The sequence below is a fragment of the Pseudoalteromonas sp. 68 DY56-GL68 genome (assembly GCF_041414825.1).
In the GTDB taxonomy this organism is placed as follows: domain Bacteria; phylum Pseudomonadota; class Gammaproteobacteria; order Enterobacterales; family Alteromonadaceae; genus Pseudoalteromonas.
In genome coordinates this window covers 81,429-96,921 of record NZ_JAOCZL010000021.1, presented here as the reverse complement: position 1 = coordinate 96,921, position 15,493 = coordinate 81,429, and the positions used below count along the sequence as shown (strand labels likewise).

The 15,493-nt window shown below is 41.5% G+C and carries 16 protein-coding genes; 2 read left to right on the top strand and 14 right to left on the bottom strand.

Annotated features, from left to right (window positions below):
• The 10 genes from tmk to yceD all read right to left on the bottom strand — a co-directional run bounded on the left by tmk (position 1) and on the right by yceD (position 7,821).
• A complete protein-coding gene (gene tmk / locus NYF15_RS14825; protein ID WP_130150015.1) occupies positions 1-627 on the bottom strand; it encodes a dTMP kinase in 627 nt (208 codons plus the stop codon).
• Between the two features lie 15 nt (positions 628-642).
• A complete protein-coding gene (mltG, locus tag NYF15_RS14820) occupies positions 643-1,623 on the bottom strand; it encodes an endolytic transglycosylase MltG (RefSeq protein WP_371353964.1) in 981 nt (326 codons plus the stop codon).
• Positions 1,620-2,432: an aminodeoxychorismate lyase gene (gene pabC, locus NYF15_RS14815; RefSeq protein ID WP_371353963.1), complete on the bottom strand. Its 813-nt coding sequence runs from the start codon at positions 2,430-2,432 to the stop codon at positions 1,620-1,622. The genes mltG and pabC overlap by 4 nt, the downstream gene beginning before the upstream one ends.
• A 57-nt stretch (positions 2,433-2,489) precedes the next feature.
• Positions 2,490-3,728 carry a beta-ketoacyl-ACP synthase II gene (fabF, locus tag NYF15_RS14810; RefSeq protein WP_130150018.1) on the bottom strand — a complete coding sequence of 413 codons (1,239 nt, stop codon included), beginning with the start codon at positions 3,726-3,728 and terminating at the stop codon, positions 2,490-2,492.
• A 117-nt stretch (positions 3,729-3,845) separates the two neighbouring features.
• Entirely contained in the window at positions 3,846-4,082 is a 237-nt protein-coding gene (acpP, locus tag NYF15_RS14805; RefSeq protein ID WP_016707440.1) for an acyl carrier protein, read from the bottom strand.
• Positions 4,083-4,320: 238 nt separating this feature from the next.
• Positions 4,321-5,067, bottom strand: coding sequence for a 3-oxoacyl-ACP reductase FabG (gene fabG / locus NYF15_RS14800; RefSeq protein ID WP_371353962.1), 747 nt, complete (start codon positions 5,065-5,067; stop codon positions 4,321-4,323).
• Between the two features lie 11 nt (positions 5,068-5,078).
• Positions 5,079-6,005, bottom strand: a complete 927-nt coding sequence (fabD, locus tag NYF15_RS14795) for an ACP S-malonyltransferase (RefSeq protein ID WP_371353961.1) — start codon at positions 6,003-6,005, stop codon at positions 5,079-5,081.
• 70 nt (positions 6,006-6,075) lie between these two features.
• Positions 6,076-7,104: a phosphate acyltransferase PlsX gene (gene plsX, locus NYF15_RS14790; protein ID WP_130150021.1), complete on the bottom strand. Its 1,029-nt coding sequence runs from the start codon at positions 7,102-7,104 to the stop codon at positions 6,076-6,078.
• An 11-nt stretch (positions 7,105-7,115) separates the two neighbouring features.
• Positions 7,116-7,286: a 50S ribosomal protein L32 gene (rpmF, locus tag NYF15_RS14785; protein WP_062569235.1), complete on the bottom strand. Its 171-nt coding sequence runs from the start codon at positions 7,284-7,286 to the stop codon at positions 7,116-7,118.
• 10 nt (positions 7,287-7,296) lie between these two features.
• A complete protein-coding gene (gene yceD / locus NYF15_RS14780; RefSeq protein WP_130150022.1) occupies positions 7,297-7,821 on the bottom strand; it encodes a 23S rRNA accumulation protein YceD in 525 nt (174 codons plus the stop codon).
• A 141-nt stretch (positions 7,822-7,962) separates the two neighbouring features.
• Between yceD and NYF15_RS14775 the strand changes: the two genes are divergently transcribed.
• A complete protein-coding gene (locus NYF15_RS14775) occupies positions 7,963-8,559 on the top strand; it encodes a nucleoside triphosphate pyrophosphatase (RefSeq protein ID WP_237118451.1) in 597 nt (198 codons plus the stop codon).
• On the opposite strand, the gene NYF15_RS14770 is transcribed toward NYF15_RS14775, so the two are convergent.
• Positions 8,507-9,199, bottom strand: coding sequence for an HAD family hydrolase (locus NYF15_RS14770; protein WP_371353960.1), 693 nt, complete (start codon positions 9,197-9,199; stop codon positions 8,507-8,509). The two genes, NYF15_RS14775 and NYF15_RS14770, sit on opposite strands and share 53 nt — an antisense overlap.
• Positions 9,186-10,154: a 23S rRNA pseudouridine(955/2504/2580) synthase RluC gene (gene rluC / locus NYF15_RS14765; RefSeq protein ID WP_130150025.1), complete on the bottom strand. Its 969-nt coding sequence runs from the start codon at positions 10,152-10,154 to the stop codon at positions 9,186-9,188. The genes NYF15_RS14770 and rluC overlap by 14 nt, the downstream gene beginning before the upstream one ends.
• A gap of 617 nt (positions 10,155-10,771) precedes the next feature.
• Between rluC and rne the strand changes: the two genes are divergently transcribed.
• Complete coding sequence (rne, locus tag NYF15_RS14760; RefSeq protein WP_371353959.1) at positions 10,772-13,957, top strand: ribonuclease E; 3,186 nt, start codon at positions 10,772-10,774, stop codon at positions 13,955-13,957.
• 109 nt (positions 13,958-14,066) lie between these two features.
• Here rne and NYF15_RS14755 read toward each other — a convergent pair whose 3' ends face one another.
• Both NYF15_RS14755 and NYF15_RS14750 read right to left on the bottom strand, forming a co-directional pair.
• Complete coding sequence (locus NYF15_RS14755) at positions 14,067-14,378, bottom strand: EthD family reductase (protein ID WP_371353958.1); 312 nt, start codon at positions 14,376-14,378, stop codon at positions 14,067-14,069.
• Positions 14,379-14,611: 233 nt separating this feature from the next.
• On the bottom strand, positions 14,612-15,484 hold the full coding sequence (locus NYF15_RS14750) for a PhzF family phenazine biosynthesis protein (protein ID WP_371353957.1): 873 nt from the start codon (positions 15,482-15,484) through the stop codon (positions 14,612-14,614).
• Between the last annotated feature and the right edge of the window lie 9 nt (positions 15,485-15,493).

Sequence of the window (15,493 nt, the reverse complement as noted above, 5' to 3'; positions counted from 1 at the left end):
TTAGTTTAATCCAGCAAAAAAGTTGTCAAGCACAGTAATTATTGCCGCATGCACTTCGGGCATTGTTTGGTTTGCATCCACTGTTTTAATAGTACTGTCAGTTTTAGCAATTTCAAGGTAGCGTGCGCGAGTGCGTTCAAAAAAACCTAGCGCCTCTTGTTCAATACGGTCAAGTTCACCACGGCCTTTGGCACGAGCAAGACCGACAACAGGGTCAATATCTAAATAAATGGTCAAATCTGGTTTTAACCCTTTTAATACCATATCAGCTAAAAATGATAACTTAGTTTGCTCAATGCCACGACCACCGCCTTGGTAGGCTTGTGATGAAAGATCATGGCGATCGCCTAAAACCCATGTGCCTTTCTCAAGGGCAGGATTAATCACATTTTCAACTAACTGAGAACGTGCAGCGTACATAATCAATAACTCAGTTTCACCCGTTACTTGTTCTGTGTGATCTTGCTTAACAATATTGCGAAGTTCTTCAGCCATTGGTGTGCCACCAGGCTCACGCACATTCATAAAATCGACTTGTTTGTTCTCTAAATAAGCTTGGCATACGGCTATTGCCGTTGATTTTCCAGCACCTTCTAGGCCTTCAATCACTATAAATTTCGCTGTCATATGACTCTATTCTGGTTATTTGTTCAACTGGTACTGCTGCACAGCACGGTTATGCTCTTGTAATGTCTTCGAAAATTGATGGCTACCATCCCCTTTCGATACAAAATATACATACTCAGACTCAGGCGGGTTGACCGCTGCAAGCAAAGCTGCTCGAGATGGCATTGCAATCGGTGTTGGCGGTAGTCCTTTAATTTTGTATGTATTATACGGCGTGTAAGTGGTTAGATCTTTGCGCTTAATATCTCCGTCGAAATTAGCACCTATACCATAAATCACGGTTGGATCAGTTTGCAGTCGCATATTGCTTTTCAAGCGATTAGTAAACACCGCTGAAATCATGGGTCGCTCGCTTGCAAGGCCTGTTTCTTTTTCAATAATAGAGGCAAGGATCAACGCTTCATAGGGCGAATTTAATACTAAATCTTGCGCTCTATTTTGCCACACTGTATCTAATTCTTGCTGCATTTTACTATATGCACGTTTTAATAAGCCGCTGGCGCTATCTTCACTATGGTAATGATAGGTGTCAGGGAATAACCAGCCTTCTAAATTTTTTTGTGTGTTACTTATCTGCGTCGCTAAATTTCCTGTATCTAAATCTTGGGTTAAATAGGCTTGCTTTTGAATATTAGCAACGACGTCACGAAGTGGCTGACCTTCAATAATGGTGAAGCTAAAGCTTACTTGTGCACCTTGATTGATGCGACGAATATTATCAATAACAGTGTTTGTATCCAGTTCATAAAGACCTGCTTTTAAATCAGTAAGCGTAGGATCTAATTTAGCGAGTACCTGAAACTTAAAGCAGCTATCAACCCAGTGATTTGTTTGCCATGCTTGGCAAAGCTGATTAAAGCCAGTGCCACGCTCTACTTTGAATAAAGTATTGTTTTCAACTTTTAACGGCATTTTCAATGCTGATTGAAGTTGTTGATAACCAATACCACAACATAGCAATGCTAATAATAGCACGCTAACAATGACTTTAATCACTGACTCTCCTTGGCAACTTGCGCCTTTAATAATGCTTTACTGCGCGTAATATCAAACTGTGTATCAGCAATGTTTGCTACAGGAACCACGCCCATTAAACTGTTACACATAAACACTGCATCCATCGCTAAAAACTCATCAACTTGGATTGCTTTAAACTTAATGGCTAACTTATCACATAAAGCGCTTAGATAAACCCCTGTGATGCCACAGCAGTCTAACTTGGGGGAAACGATTTGACCGTCTTTAATCGCAAATAGATTTGCTGCAGAGCACTCAATCACATTGTCATCATAATCAAGTACTATAACGTCATCACACTCGATAGAGTACATTTGATGTTTGATAAGCACCTGCTCTAAGCGATTCAAGGTTTTTAGTCCAGCAAGTAAAGGTTGATGTGAAAGCCTGATATCACTGATTGCTAGGCTTACACCCTGCTCTTGCCAATTTTTATAATGTGGGACCTGAGGTAATACGCTGATCAGCACTTGGATAGTTGGCTCGTCTGGTAAACCATAACCCCGTCCACCTGCGCCACGGGTCACGACAACTTTTAATATGCCACTGAGTGTATCGCAAATCGCTTTGTTAACTACTTGCTCTATTTCGTTTAAATCTAATTCAGGGAAAAATAATCGCTCAGCGCATTCAACTAAACGCGCTTTATGTAAGTCCCAATGCTCAATGCAAGCATCAACAATAGAAGCTGTTGTAAAAAAGCCATCACCATAATTTAAACCACGATCTTGGGTGCTTATTGTGGAGTCTGAATTGGTTATTTTTATTGTTTGTTTTAATTTGCTCATACAAAAAAGCCCAGTTAAACAACTGGGCTCTTCTTTTTAGTCCGTTGTTAAAAAGAATTATACCTTTTTAAACAGCAACGAGCCATTAGTACCGCCAAAACCAAATGAATTACATAGTGCGTAATCCAATTTAGCGTCACGTGCAGTGTGCGGTACATAATCTAAATCACAGCCTTCATCAGGGTTATCAAGATTGATAGTCGGGCTTACTTTCTGATCAACCAGTGACAAGATAGTAATGATCGACTCTACCGAGCCTGCCGCACCTAACAAGTGACCCATCATTGATTTAGATGAACTTACCATCACATCTTTCGCTGCATCACCAAAAATAGTTTTAACGGCTGATGTTTCGGCTTTATCGCCTGCATTAGTCGATGTACCGTGAGCATTAATGTAGCCAACTTGGTCTGCATTAACTTTTGCATCGTTTAGTGCATTTTCCATCGCAAGGGCTGCGCCAGCACCGTCCTCTGGTGGAGACGTCATGTGATATGCATCACCACTCATACCAAAACCGACCAGTTCAGCGTAGATTTTCGCGCCACGTGCTTTAGCATGCTCATATTCTTCCAGTACGATTACACCTGCACCATCAGCAAGCACAAAACCGTCACGGTCTTTATCCCAAGGGCGTGATGCTGCTTGTGGATCGTCGTTACGAGTTGATAATGCACGTGCAGCATTAAAGCCACCCATACCAATTGGTGTCGATGCTTTTTCAGCACCACCGGCTACCATTGCATCTGCATCGCCGTATGCAATCATACGCGCAGCATGACCAATGTTATGCAGGCCTGTGGTACAAGCTGTAACGATTGAAATATTTGGACCACGTAAACCGTGCATAATCGATAAATGACCAGAGATCATATTGATAATGGTCGAAGGCACATAAAACGGAGAAAGCTTACGCGGACCGCTGTTTAATAGTTTAATGTGGTTTTCTTCAATTAAAGTTAAACCACCGATACCAGAACCCACTGCTACACCAACACGAGTGGCGTTTTCTTCAGTGATCTCTAGACCAGAATCTTGTAGTGCTTGTACACCCGCTGCAATGCCATATTGGATAAACAAATCCATTTTCTTTGCATCTTTCGGTGACATGTAAGCTGATGCATCAAAGTCATTCAGCAAACCTGCGAATTTGGTGCCGAAACTTGAGGTATCGAAATGCGTGATAGTTTGAATACCACTTTTACCGTTTAACAAACCTTGCCAAGTAGATTCAACATCATTACCTAGCGGTGTCAACATTCCTAAGCCAGTTACGACGACTCGACGTTTAGCCACGGGTTGCCTCCAATAAGGAAATTATTTTAGGTGGGGTGTATACCAAATTTATTAGTATCATTCTTCAGATAGACTAAGGGCAGCGTAATGCTGCCCTTAAAATCAAAATGCGTAAAATTACTCAGCGTGAGCTGTAACGTAATCGATTGCAGCTTGAACTGTAGTGATCTTTTCAGCTTCTTCGTCTGGGATCTCAGTGTCGAACTCTTCTTCAAGAGCCATTACTAGTTCTACAGTATCAAGTGAATCAGCACCTAAGTCATCTACGAAAGAAGCTTCATGTTTTACTTCTTCTTCTTTAACACCTAGTTGCTCAATGATAATTTTCTTTACGCGTTCTTGGATGTCGCTCATTCTTCTTTCCTTTATTAAAAACGCCAATGCGTTATTTTCAGATTGCGGCGTAGTTTACGCCGCATAATTCTGTGATTCAAGGATTTGCTGATAATAACTTATCTGGTCAAACCTCTTGATTGGTATTTGTTCATTTATCGCTTATTTTCACAGCGAATTCAAGTATGTTTAAAGCAAGATCACAAAAAATTCAATATTTTTCGATAAACTTTTGTTAGCTTTTTCAAGCTAACTTTCATTAAACCATATACATCGCACCATTTACATGCAATGTTTCACCTGATACATACGCCGCTGCATCTGACGCTAAATAACACACTGCTGCTGCTATTTCGTCAGGTTGACCAAGGCGACCTGCAGGTACATTTGCAAGCGTAGCTGCTTTTTGCTCTTCAGTCAGCTCGTCAGTCATATCGGTTTGAATAAAACCTGGTGCAACAACGTTTACTGTAATACCACGTGATGCAACTTCTCGCGCTAATGACTTAGTAAAACCAATTACACCCGCTTTCGCTGCAGCATAGTTAGCTTGACCCGCATTACCCATCGTGCCCACGACAGAACCGATATTAATGATACGGCCGTTTTTCTTTTTCATCATAGGGCGTAAAACAGCCTTAGATAAACGGAAAATTGAGCTTAGGTTAGTATCGATGATGTCATCCCACTCACCGTCTTTCATACGCATTAACAAGTTATCGCGAGTGATACCAGCATTGTTAACTAATACGTCGATATCACCTAAATCAGCCTTTATAGCAGCAAGTGTTGCCTCAATCGACTCAGGTTCTGTAACGTTAAGGGCATAACCTTTACCGTTGTCACCTAGGTATTCAGTGATTTTAGCAGCACCTGATTCGCTTGTTGCAGTACCGGCTACTTTTGCACCTTGTGCAACTAACGTCTCTGCAATCGCTTTACCAATACCACGGCTTGCCCCAGTGATTAGGACAACTTTGCCCTCAAGAGAAAATAAATTTGTCATTCTATTCCTACTTATTTCGCTTCATCAATAGCAGCTTGCGTATTAACCGCAGCGCATACCATTGCTTTATCAATTCGTTTCGCAAGACCCGTAAGTACTTTACCTGGGCCAAACTCGTAACTTTGTGTAATGCCTTGTGCAACTAATGCCTGTACTGTCTCAGTCCAGCGTACTGGGCTGTAAAGTTGACGTACTAATGCATCTTTAATTGCCTCGCTTGACTGCGCAGCTTTTACATCAACGTTGTTGATTACATCACACTTAGGTGTATTAAATGTTAAAGCAGCTAAATCAGCAGCTAATTTCTCAGCGGCTGGTTTCATTAGTTCACAGTGAGAAGGTACACTTACTGCCAGTGGTAAAGAGCGTTTAGCACCTGCTTCTTTACATGCTTCTGATGCACGTTCAATCGCGGCTTTATGCCCTGCAATAACAACCTGACCTGGTGAGTTGTAGTTAACTGGTGAAACAACTTCACCATTTGCTGATGCTTCACACGCTGCTTTAATTTCGTCGTCACCTAAGCCGATGATTGCAGCCATAGAACCAACACCCGCAGGTACTGCTTCTTGCATGTATAAACCACGATTTTCAACGAGTTTAACGGCTTCGCTTAAGCTTACAACGCCAGCACAAACTAATGCTGAATACTCGCCTAAGCTGTGACCAGCCATAACAACCTCAGCATCAGGGTTTGCATCTAACCATTGACGGTAAATAGCAACACTAGCAGTTAAAAGTGCTGGTTGTGTACGATGGGTTTGATTTAATTCTTCTTCTGGACCATTTAGTACAAGCGCAGCGAGATCATAGCCAAGAGCCTCAGATGCTTCAGCAAATGTTGCTTTAGCAATTTGTGAATCAGCTAATAGTTCAGATAACATACCCACAGTTTGTGAGCCTTGACCTGGGAATACGAGTGCAATTTTATGTGCCATACTTTGCTCTTATAATTAAACAAAAAAATATTCTGTAGCAGGCAGCATAACAAGTTTTAACTATGCTGCACTACTTTGTTGTTGGATGTGTTTGCTCAAAAATCGCAGCGATTTTTTCAGGGAGTTGGCGTTCGACTTCCCGCGCGGCTTCATCAATAGCAGCATGAAACGCCTTCGCAGAGGCATTACCATGGCTTTTAACAACGATACCGCGCAATCCTACCAGACTTGCGCCGTTATACTGGTCGGGGTTCACCCGTTTGTAGAGCTTTTTTATTACTGGGCGCAGTAAAAAAGCCAAACTTTTGTATAAGAAATGTTTGTGTAAGGCTTTGGTGAGTTTATGCATAATAAGCTTGGCAATACCTTCACAGGTTTTAAGTGCCACATTACCTACAAATCCTTCGCACACAATTACATCGGCTTTGCCACTGAAAATATCACTGCCTTCGCTATACCCTGTATAGTTGAGATATTTACACTGCTGCATTAATTGTGCAGCTTGTTTTATTCCTTCATGCCCTTTGATGTCTTCAGAGCCAATATTTAATAAACTGACTCTTGGGTTTTCGCAATCAAGGGCCTGCCCTGCTACCACAGAACCCATAATGCCAAATTGATAAAGTGTTTGCGCATCACAATGCACATTCGCCCCTAAATCAAGTAAGTAAACAGGTGTTTTCCGTTCAGTTGGAACAGCAGAAATAAGGGCAGGACGTTTTACACCTGGCAGCATTTTTAATACGTAATGCGCCATAAAAAACAACGCGCCCGTATTACCGGAGCTTACACAGGCTTGCGCTTCACCCGATTTAACTAAATCGAGGGCAACTCGCATTGATGAATCTTTTTTAGAACGAACCGCTGAAGCAGGCTCACACGCATTTGTGACAACTTCGCTACAATGGCGAATAATTAAACGAGGATGAGATAACGAATCGAGTGCTTCGAGTTCTTTTAAAATAACTTGCTGATTACCACATAAGATGAGTCTTAAGTTGGTATTAGCATTTACCGCGTTAACGGCAGCGGGGATAGATGAACGGGGGCCATAATCGCCCCCCATCATATCTAACGCTATGGTTAGATTGGTCAGCATATAGCAATCTCTTAGTTAGAAATTACTTTAACGCCTTTGTAGTAACCGTCAGCAGTTACGTGGTGACGACGATGAGTCTCACCAGAAACTTGATCTACAGTTAAAGTTGGACCATTGATCGCATCGTGTGAACGGCGCATGCCGCGTCTTGCACGAGACTTTTTGCTTTTTTGTACAGCCATTAGTCTTCTCCTAAGAATCTTTCTTAAGTTGTTTCAAAATATCAAATGGATTTGGTTTGTCATCTTCTGCTGCTAATTTACCAAAGCTTGAAGGCTCTGATGAATAACTGCACGAGGCTTCGTTGTGTGTAGGCACTATTGGAATAGCTAAAATCAATTCGTCTTCGATTAACTCAAACACGTTGATTTCACCGTTTTCGTCCAGTTCTACTTCATCGTAACCTGCAGGAAGATGATCTGACTCTGCATCCAAACCGACTGGCGAATACACAAAGTCTTGATCCAAATCCAACCCTAAATCACCATTACAGCGTTGACAAGTAACAGTTACATGTGTTGATAAGTTACCACTTATCACTACCAAACCTTGCTCATCAATTTTGCAATGAATCTTTACCGCTATTTCACCTGCTTCCTCCTGCACAACTTGCTCTAAACGAGAAAGTTTTTCAAGCGGAACAATACCGTCATAAGATAAACGATGTTGTGCTGCTTTGCTGGGATGAAGAGTGATGGGAATTTTCACCTTTTGCATAGGGGCTGCATCATATAGATAGTTAGTAAGTTAGTCAAAGTAAAAAACCATTTTTAGTCGGTTTTTAACGATCTTCCGCTTTGTTTTCGGGTTCATTGTGGCTTATCCTTGGCGAAATACAATTTTCATCCAGAATTTTTTATGAAACCAACACTTATATTAGCCTCAAGCTCACCATTTAGACAGCAATTATTAACTAAGTTCAACTTACCTTTTCAAAGTTTCTCTCCAGAAATTGATGAATCCCCTATCGCGGGTGAAACACCTGAGCAACTAGTAAAGCGTTTAAGTGAACAAAAAGCGCGTGTAGCAACACAGCATTTTGATGAAGGTTTAGTAATAGGCTCTGATCAGGTTGCAGTATTTAACAATGCGATTTTAGGAAAGCCCCACACTAAAGATAATGCAGTTGCACAGTTATCCTCATTCAGTGGTCATACGGTGACATTCTTAACAGGTTTGAGTGTTTTTGATGTCAAAAGCAATAAAGCTATCACTACTGTGGTGCCTTTTGAAGTGACATTCAAAACACTAACACTTGCGCAAATAAATGCTTATTGCGATGCTGAGCAGCCTTATAATTGCGCCGGCAGCTTTAAAAGTGAAGGGTTAGGTATTTGCTTATTTGAAAAGCTCAGTGGCGATGACCCAAATACACTGATAGGTCTGCCACTGATCACTTTAACTAAACTGCTGGCTGAATTTGATGTTGATGTGCTGATGCTTCAAGAGGCGTAGTTAAAACTTGCAGTAATTGTTGGTATGAATCAACAACACATAACGGCGTATGTTGTTCTAACTGCGCCTTACTATGGGCACCAAAACTGACACCAATACAGGCAATACCCGCAGCATTGGCCATTGCCATATCCAGTTGACTGTCACCAATCATCACAGCGTCGCGCTTAGCTATGTCTTGCTCGCGTAAAATTTGCTCAAGCATATCTGGTGATGGCTTCGACTTAGCATCGTCAGAGCACTTTACATTAACAAAGTACTTACCAAGGCCTGATTCTTTAAGTAACCTGTCTATACCTTCACGCCCTTTACCGGTAGCCACTGCCAATTGCATACCTGCGTCGCTTAGCTGATTTAATACCGTTTCTACATCAGCGAATAACGGTGTAGGTGTGACATCTAACTCACGGTATTGGGCTTTATAGCCTGCGACTAGCTCATCATTTAAATGTAAATGCGCCGGAAAAAGTGCTTCAGTCGCTTTGGTTAGCGATAAGCCAATCACATCTTTTGCTTGCTTCTCTGTTGGTATATCAATACCAAGCTGTTTGGCAGTATTTTGCAAACACGTAACAATTTTCGGCACAGAATCCATCACCGTGCCATCCCAATCAAAAATAACCAGCTTAAATTTGTTCATTATCAGCACGTAGTTTTTTAATACAGTTACTTAACGCTTTGTCTAATGGTGCTTCAACATGCATCGTTGTTTCGTTTTTAGGGTGCATAAAGCGTAAATCATGGGCATGTAAAAACAAACGATTTAAACCAGTCAGCTTATTCACGTATTGGTCAAACTCTGCGACACCGTATTTATCATCACAAGCAATAGGATGCCCCTTACATTGTGTATGCACACGAATTTGGTGAGTACGGCCAGTTACCGGAGACGCTTGCACTAATGAACACTCTGCATAACGCTCAAGCACACGAAAACGAGTATGCGATGGTTTACCTTCAGTGTTATCAACACGGACAACACGCTCACCAGACTTCAAGGTGTTTTTACGAAGACCCTCGGTGACATTTTTAGTTTTTGCATCCCACTGGCCATCCACCAATGCCCAATAGTTCTTTTCCATGGTTTTTTCACGTAACTGCTTGTGTAAATCGGTCAGTACTGAACGTCTTTTAGAAATCAGCAAACACCCTGAAGTGTCGCGGTCCAAGCGATGAACAAGTTCTAAGTTACGCTCTTCTGGACGAAGTACACGCAGTGCCTCAATTAAGCCATAACTTAGGCCACTACCGCCATGCACGGCCATACCAGAAGGCTTATTAATCACCATCAAGTACTTATCTTCAAATAAAATAGCGTCTTCAAGCTGTTTAACTTTGTCGAGCTTTTTAGGTACGAACTCTTCTTTTTCAGCCACTTTGATTGGCGGGATTCTTACAACATCATCAAGTTGTAATTTATAAACTGGTTTTATACGTTTTTTATTTACTCGTACTTCGCCTTTACGAAGAATTTTATACACTGCACTTTTAGGCACACCTTTTAGGTGAGTAATAAGAAAGTTATCAATGCGTTGACCCAAATGGTCTTCACTGATGGTAACGAATGATACTTGTAAGCCGGTTTTTTCTGACATTGCCTAATCACTGATTTAAGTAAATAATTTAGTTGCTAACGCGGTTGTAATAGTGGGATAATCACTAACGCAACGTAAGTTTGCAATTAACAACGGTGCTTTTTATCACATTAATACATTCGTGATGCATATTCTGGGTTGCCGATCATACAGATCCGCGCTAAGTTTTCCAAAGCTTTTATAACTGCCCAGCCAACACGAGCGTTCAATTATCGGCGATGCGCGTAATATATTGCCTGCATAATTTGAGCACGAATGTTGATAAATGATTAAAAAAGCAATTGAACAGATAAATTGTCTGATAGTGACGACGTAAAAACGTCGTTCAGAATTTACAATTGTAGCAAGACATTGAATCACAATTTGAACATGGTCGACTTCTGGACAGAACTCGTAATAAAGAGCCGTAGATAAGAACGGCAGTTTTGGCACCAAAAAGAATTTAATAACGTGACAGCATGTTATTGTCAGCCACACCATAGACACGCTCAATGTATGCATACAATAAAGGTTTTTGACCCTAACCAGTCGTGAGATTGCACAAAAACAACCGTCAAAAGCTACTGAACAGACGAGATGAATCGTCATGTCAGCGACAGAATTAGTAGAGTAACAATATGAAACGTATGCTAATCAATGCGACGCAGCAAGAAGAAATGCGCGTTGCACTGGTTGATGGCCAGCGCCTGTATGATTTAGATATCGAAAGCCCGGGTCACGAACAAAAAAAAGCCAACATTTACAAGGGTAAAATTACCCGTATCGAACCATCTCTTGAAGCAGCCTTTGTTGATTACGGTGCTGAAAGACATGGTTTTCTGCCATTAAAAGAGATCGCACGTACTTACTTCCCACAAGGCTATACTTTCCAAGGTCGTCCGAATATTCGTGACGTAATTAAAGAAGGTCAAGAAGTCATCGTACAAGTTGATAAAGAAGAGCGCGGCCAAAAAGGTGCTGCACTAACAACCTTTATCAGCGTTGCTGGCAGCTACTTAGTACTGATGCCAAACAACCCACGTGCTGGGGGAATTTCTCGCCGCATCGAAGGTGATGAGCGTACTGAATTAAAAGAAGCACTAAGCCGTTTAGAATTACCTAAAGGTATGGGCTTAATTGTTCGTACAGCCGGTGTTGGTAAATCATTTGAAGAACTTGAGTACGATTTAAAAGCACTGTTAGTTCATTGGGAAGCGATTCAACAAGCTGCTGACAGCGGCCCTGCTCCATTTTTAATTCATCAAGAAAGCAACGTTATTTTCCGCGCTATTCGTGACTATCTACGTCGTGATATTGGTGAGATTTTAATTGATAAAGCACGCGTATTTGAAGAAGCAAAAGCGCATATTGAGCGCTTCCGCCCTGACTTCATGAGCCGTGTGAAACTGTACCAAGGTGATGTGCCTTTATTCACACATTATCAAATCGAAAGCCAAATCGAATCAGCATTCCAACGCGAAGTTCGCTTACCGTCAGGTGGCTCAATTGTTATTGACCCAACAGAAGCATTAACGTCTATCGATATTAACTCATCAAAAGCCACAAAAGGCGGTGATATCGAAGAAACGGCGCTTAATACAAACTTAGAAGCGGCTGACGAGATTGCCCGTCAATTACGTTTACGTGATTTAGGTGGTCTTATTGTTATTGATTTCATCGATATGACTCCACCTCGTCACCAACGTGAAGTTGAAAACCGTTTAAAAGATGCAGCGCGTCCAGACCGTGCTCGTGTACAAATTGGTAAGATCTCACGCTTTGGTCTACTTGAAATGTCACGTCAGCGCTTACGTCCATCATTAGGTGAAGCAAGCCAAGGCCCATGTCCTCGTTGTAGCGGCCAAGGTACTATTCGTTCAAATGAGTCAATTGCCCTTTCAATTCTTCGTTTACTTGAAGAAGAAGCGATTAAAGACAATACATCGCAAGTTAATGCGCAAGTGCCTGTCGCTGTTGCCGCTTATTTGTTAAATGAAAAGCGCCGTAGCGTACACCGTATTGAAAAGCGCCATAATGTTGATGTCGTAATTATTCCAAATCAACATTTAGAAACACCTCATTATGAAGTGGTTCGCTTACGCAAAGATGAAACAATTGAAACCGTAAGCTACGAGCAAGTCGTTGCGCCTGAACCAGAATCATTCGAAATGGCTAAATCACCTTCTGCACCTGTTCGTGAAGAACCTGTGTTAAAAGGTGTTGTTATGCCTACAACGCCTGCTCCTCAAGCTGCACCAAAAGCTGAACAACCGGCTCCAGCGGCTAAAAAGTCTGAAGGTGGTTTATTTGCTGCAATTGGTAAGTTCTTCAAATCGTTATTCAGCAATGCCGAAGCTGAAGCAGAAAAAGAGCAAGAAGAGAAAAAAGCAGCGCAAAGACGTAGTAACAATCGTCGCAACAACGACAACCGTCGCCGTAGCAACAATCAACGTCGTCGCAATTCTCGTAATAAGCGTCCTGATGATGCACAAGCTAAAGAAGAAAACACAAACACTTCGAATAAGCCTGAGCAAAAAGAAGGGAACGAGAACCGCAACAAACGTCGTCGTAATTCTAACAACAGAAAACGTAATGAAAAACGTAATGACGATGTAGAACAAACGACAAAAGACACTGCTCAAGAAAAACAATCTGAGCAACCTAAAGAGACAAAGCCTAAGGTTCGTCGTCAACGTCGTAACTTGCGCAAAAAAGTTCGCGTAACAGACGAAAACGCAGATGAATCAAATACAGTAAACACTACAACTGAAACAGTTGAGCAAGCAGCTAAAGCAGAGAAACCAGCTAAGCCTGCAAAAGAAGCTGTAGCTGTTGAGACTGAACAGGCAGAACAACCTGTTGCTGAAAAGCAAGTACCTGCAGAACCTGTAAAAGCTGACACAGAGCCTAAACAAGCAGAGCAAGCTGAATCAGTGGTTGAAACATCAACTGAAGAAGAGCAAGCCCAACCACGTACTCGCTCTCGTCGTTCGCCGCGTCACTTACGTGCCGCTGGTCAACGTCGTCGTCGCCCAGAGCACGATGAAAAATCGAGTGATGAGAAAACTGATGTACCAGCATTCATCCCAGTTGCAGATCAAGCTGCTGCTGAATATGAAGCTGAACTAAAGGCAAAGCAAGCTCAAACTGAAGAACCAGTTAAAGCTGAAGAACCAGTTAAAGCTGAAGAACCAGTTAAAGCTGAAGAGCCAGTTAAAGCTGAAGAGCCAGTACAAACTGAAGAGCCAGTACAAACTGAAGAGCCAGTGAAAGCTGAAGAACCAGTTAAAGCTGAAGCACCAGTTAAAGCTGAAGCACCAGTACAAACTGAAGAACCAGTACAAGCTGAAGCACCAGTAAAAACTGAAGAGCCAGTACAAGCTGAAGAACCAGTACAAGCTGAAGAACCAGTACAAGCTGAAGAACCAGTACAAACTGAAGAACCAGTACAGACTGAAGAGCCAGTAGAAGCTGAAGAACCAGTACAAACTGAAGAACCAGTACAAACGGAAGAACCAGTAAAAACTGAAGAACCAGTAAAAACTGAAGAACCAGTAAAAACTGAAGAACCAGTACAAGCTGAAGAACCAGTACAAACTGAAGAAGAACCTGCTAAAAATGAGAAAACAATTTTAGTGAAAGGTTCAGCAAGCGCTGCAATGGCTAAACCTGCACCAGTTGCAGATAGTGAGCCACAGCCTACTCCACCAGCCATGTCGCATGATAAGCGTGTTGCTATTCCAGACAGCGGCTTACGTGCAGGTTCAATAAAGCCTGCAGGAAAAGCAAGTGCTGAAATGGCAAAAACAATGCTAGTAGACTAATAAGCTTCAGCAAATAAATGAAGCCGCGTTATCAACATAACGCGGCTTTTTTATTTTTACTGAGTTACATAAATACCAACGCACTTAATAAGTGTATTAACGGCCTAACTTAAATTTCAACCTTATTGATCTGAACTTGTGGTTGTAAGTTTGTAAAGTTCGGTAAATCTGCAAGGATCTCCTCTGCATGAGGGCTAAATGAATCCTCAAGTGCTTTTAAAGAATCAAACATCAAATGTCCAATCGCGATAAAGGCAGGTTTTTCATTAATAGTCCCGCCCGATAAACCAGAGTCAACACTCACTCCAATCAGCGCGTCCCCCAATAATCCTGAGACTAGTGGAAAATGAGTATTTACATAATAATTTATGTCAAAGAATGCCTTGTCACTATTAGGATACATAACACTTACTTTTATCATTGTTTTCACCTTTAGTTATAAAGTTAACCCTAGATCCAAACACACATAAAACCTAAATAAGGTACATTAAACCTACTGTATGTTGGGTAAAGTTACAATGAGCTTTTAAGATGGGATTTATAAACTAAGTTAGTTGATAACGCTGACTACAGAGCAATAGTAAGTTAACGAAAATACACAAAGGCAATGCAAATACTGTGTAAAACTAAAGGCCTTGCGGCCTTATGTAAGAATTAGCTTACAGATAGACGCCTAGTGCCTATTTCATTGGCTGTACCACCGACAATCACTTTCTTAATTTGCTTATTATTAGATTCAACTGACGCGGTAATTAATGAAGAACAGCCCATTGCTCGACCTTGCTCAAATACAAAGTGATTATTCGAATTTATAAAAACATGCTTTGTTAAATAACAGGCAAGCGCCCCACTCGCACTACCTGTTGCTGATTCCTCCGAAATACCAAATAAAGGCGCAAAATTGCGGCAGCTTGCAGTTATAGGGGTTTGCGTGTTTTCAAGCTCAAAGGCGTGAATGCCTACAACATTATGCCTTTTACTAAAATCAGCAATTAAAGAATCATCGCAACTAATTTTATCGAGTGTACCAAAAGGGACAGGCACAATTATATCTGCCAAGCCTGTTGATATAACCTCAATAGGCATCTTGGTTGATGATAATACACTCACATCAATCCCGATTAATTTTGCTATCTCATCGTATCTGAACGTGCCTAAAAACTGCGGTAATGCTTGCTCCATGGTAACTAGGCCACTTTCATCAATGCTGACACCAAGTAAACCTGCTTTGGTTCTCTGTGTATAGCTACCTGCTTTAACAAGGCCATGTCGAAACAAAGTTGAAAACACAGCGAGTGTCGCATGACCACAAAAATCGACTTCAGTAGTGGTCGTAAAAAATGATACCGCAAAATCAGCTTCAGGATCGCGTGAAACAAACGCCGTTTCTGAAAAGCCAACTTCTTGAGCTATTGCTAATTTCTGACTATCAGAAAGCTCATCGGCATTTAAAACAACACCTGCAGGATTCCCACCGCTACCCTGTGCAGTAAAGGAGTTAACTAAAAAGACATTAATATTTTTCAAATCGATTTC

Coding starts and splice junctions, on each gene's coding strand:
- tmk (WP_130150015.1), bottom strand. CDS start 627: ATGACAGCGAAATTTATAGTGATTGAAGGCCTAGAAGGTGCTGGAAAA.
- pabC (WP_371353963.1), bottom strand. CDS start 2,432: ATGAGCAAATTAAAACAAACAATAAAAATAACCAATTCAGACTCCACA.
- acpP (WP_016707440.1), bottom strand. CDS start 4,082: ATGAGCGACATCCAAGAACGCGTAAAGAAAATTATCATTGAGCAACTA.
- fabG (WP_371353962.1), bottom strand. CDS start 5,067: ATGACAAATTTATTTTCTCTTGAGGGCAAAGTTGTCCTAATCACTGGG.
- fabD (WP_371353961.1), bottom strand. CDS start 6,005: ATGGCACATAAAATTGCACTCGTATTCCCAGGTCAAGGCTCACAAACT.
- plsX (WP_130150021.1), bottom strand. CDS start 7,104: ATGCTGACCAATCTAACCATAGCGTTAGATATGATGGGGGGCGATTAT.
- rpmF (WP_062569235.1), bottom strand. CDS start 7,286: ATGGCTGTACAAAAAAGCAAAAAGTCTCGTGCAAGACGCGGCATGCGC.
- yceD (WP_130150022.1), bottom strand. CDS start 7,821: ATGCAAAAGGTGAAAATTCCCATCACTCTTCATCCCAGCAAAGCAGCA.
- NYF15_RS14775 (WP_237118451.1), top strand. CDS start 7,963: ATGAAACCAACACTTATATTAGCCTCAAGCTCACCATTTAGACAGCAA.
- NYF15_RS14770 (WP_371353960.1), bottom strand. CDS start 9,199: ATGAACAAATTTAAGCTGGTTATTTTTGATTGGGATGGCACGGTGATG.
- rluC (WP_130150025.1), bottom strand. CDS start 10,154: ATGTCAGAAAAAACCGGCTTACAAGTATCATTCGTTACCATCAGTGAA.
- rne (WP_371353959.1), top strand. CDS start 10,772: ATGAAACGTATGCTAATCAATGCGACGCAGCAAGAAGAAATGCGCGTT.
- NYF15_RS14755 (WP_371353958.1), bottom strand. CDS start 14,378: ATGATAAAAGTAAGTGTTATGTATCCTAATAGTGACAAGGCATTCTTT.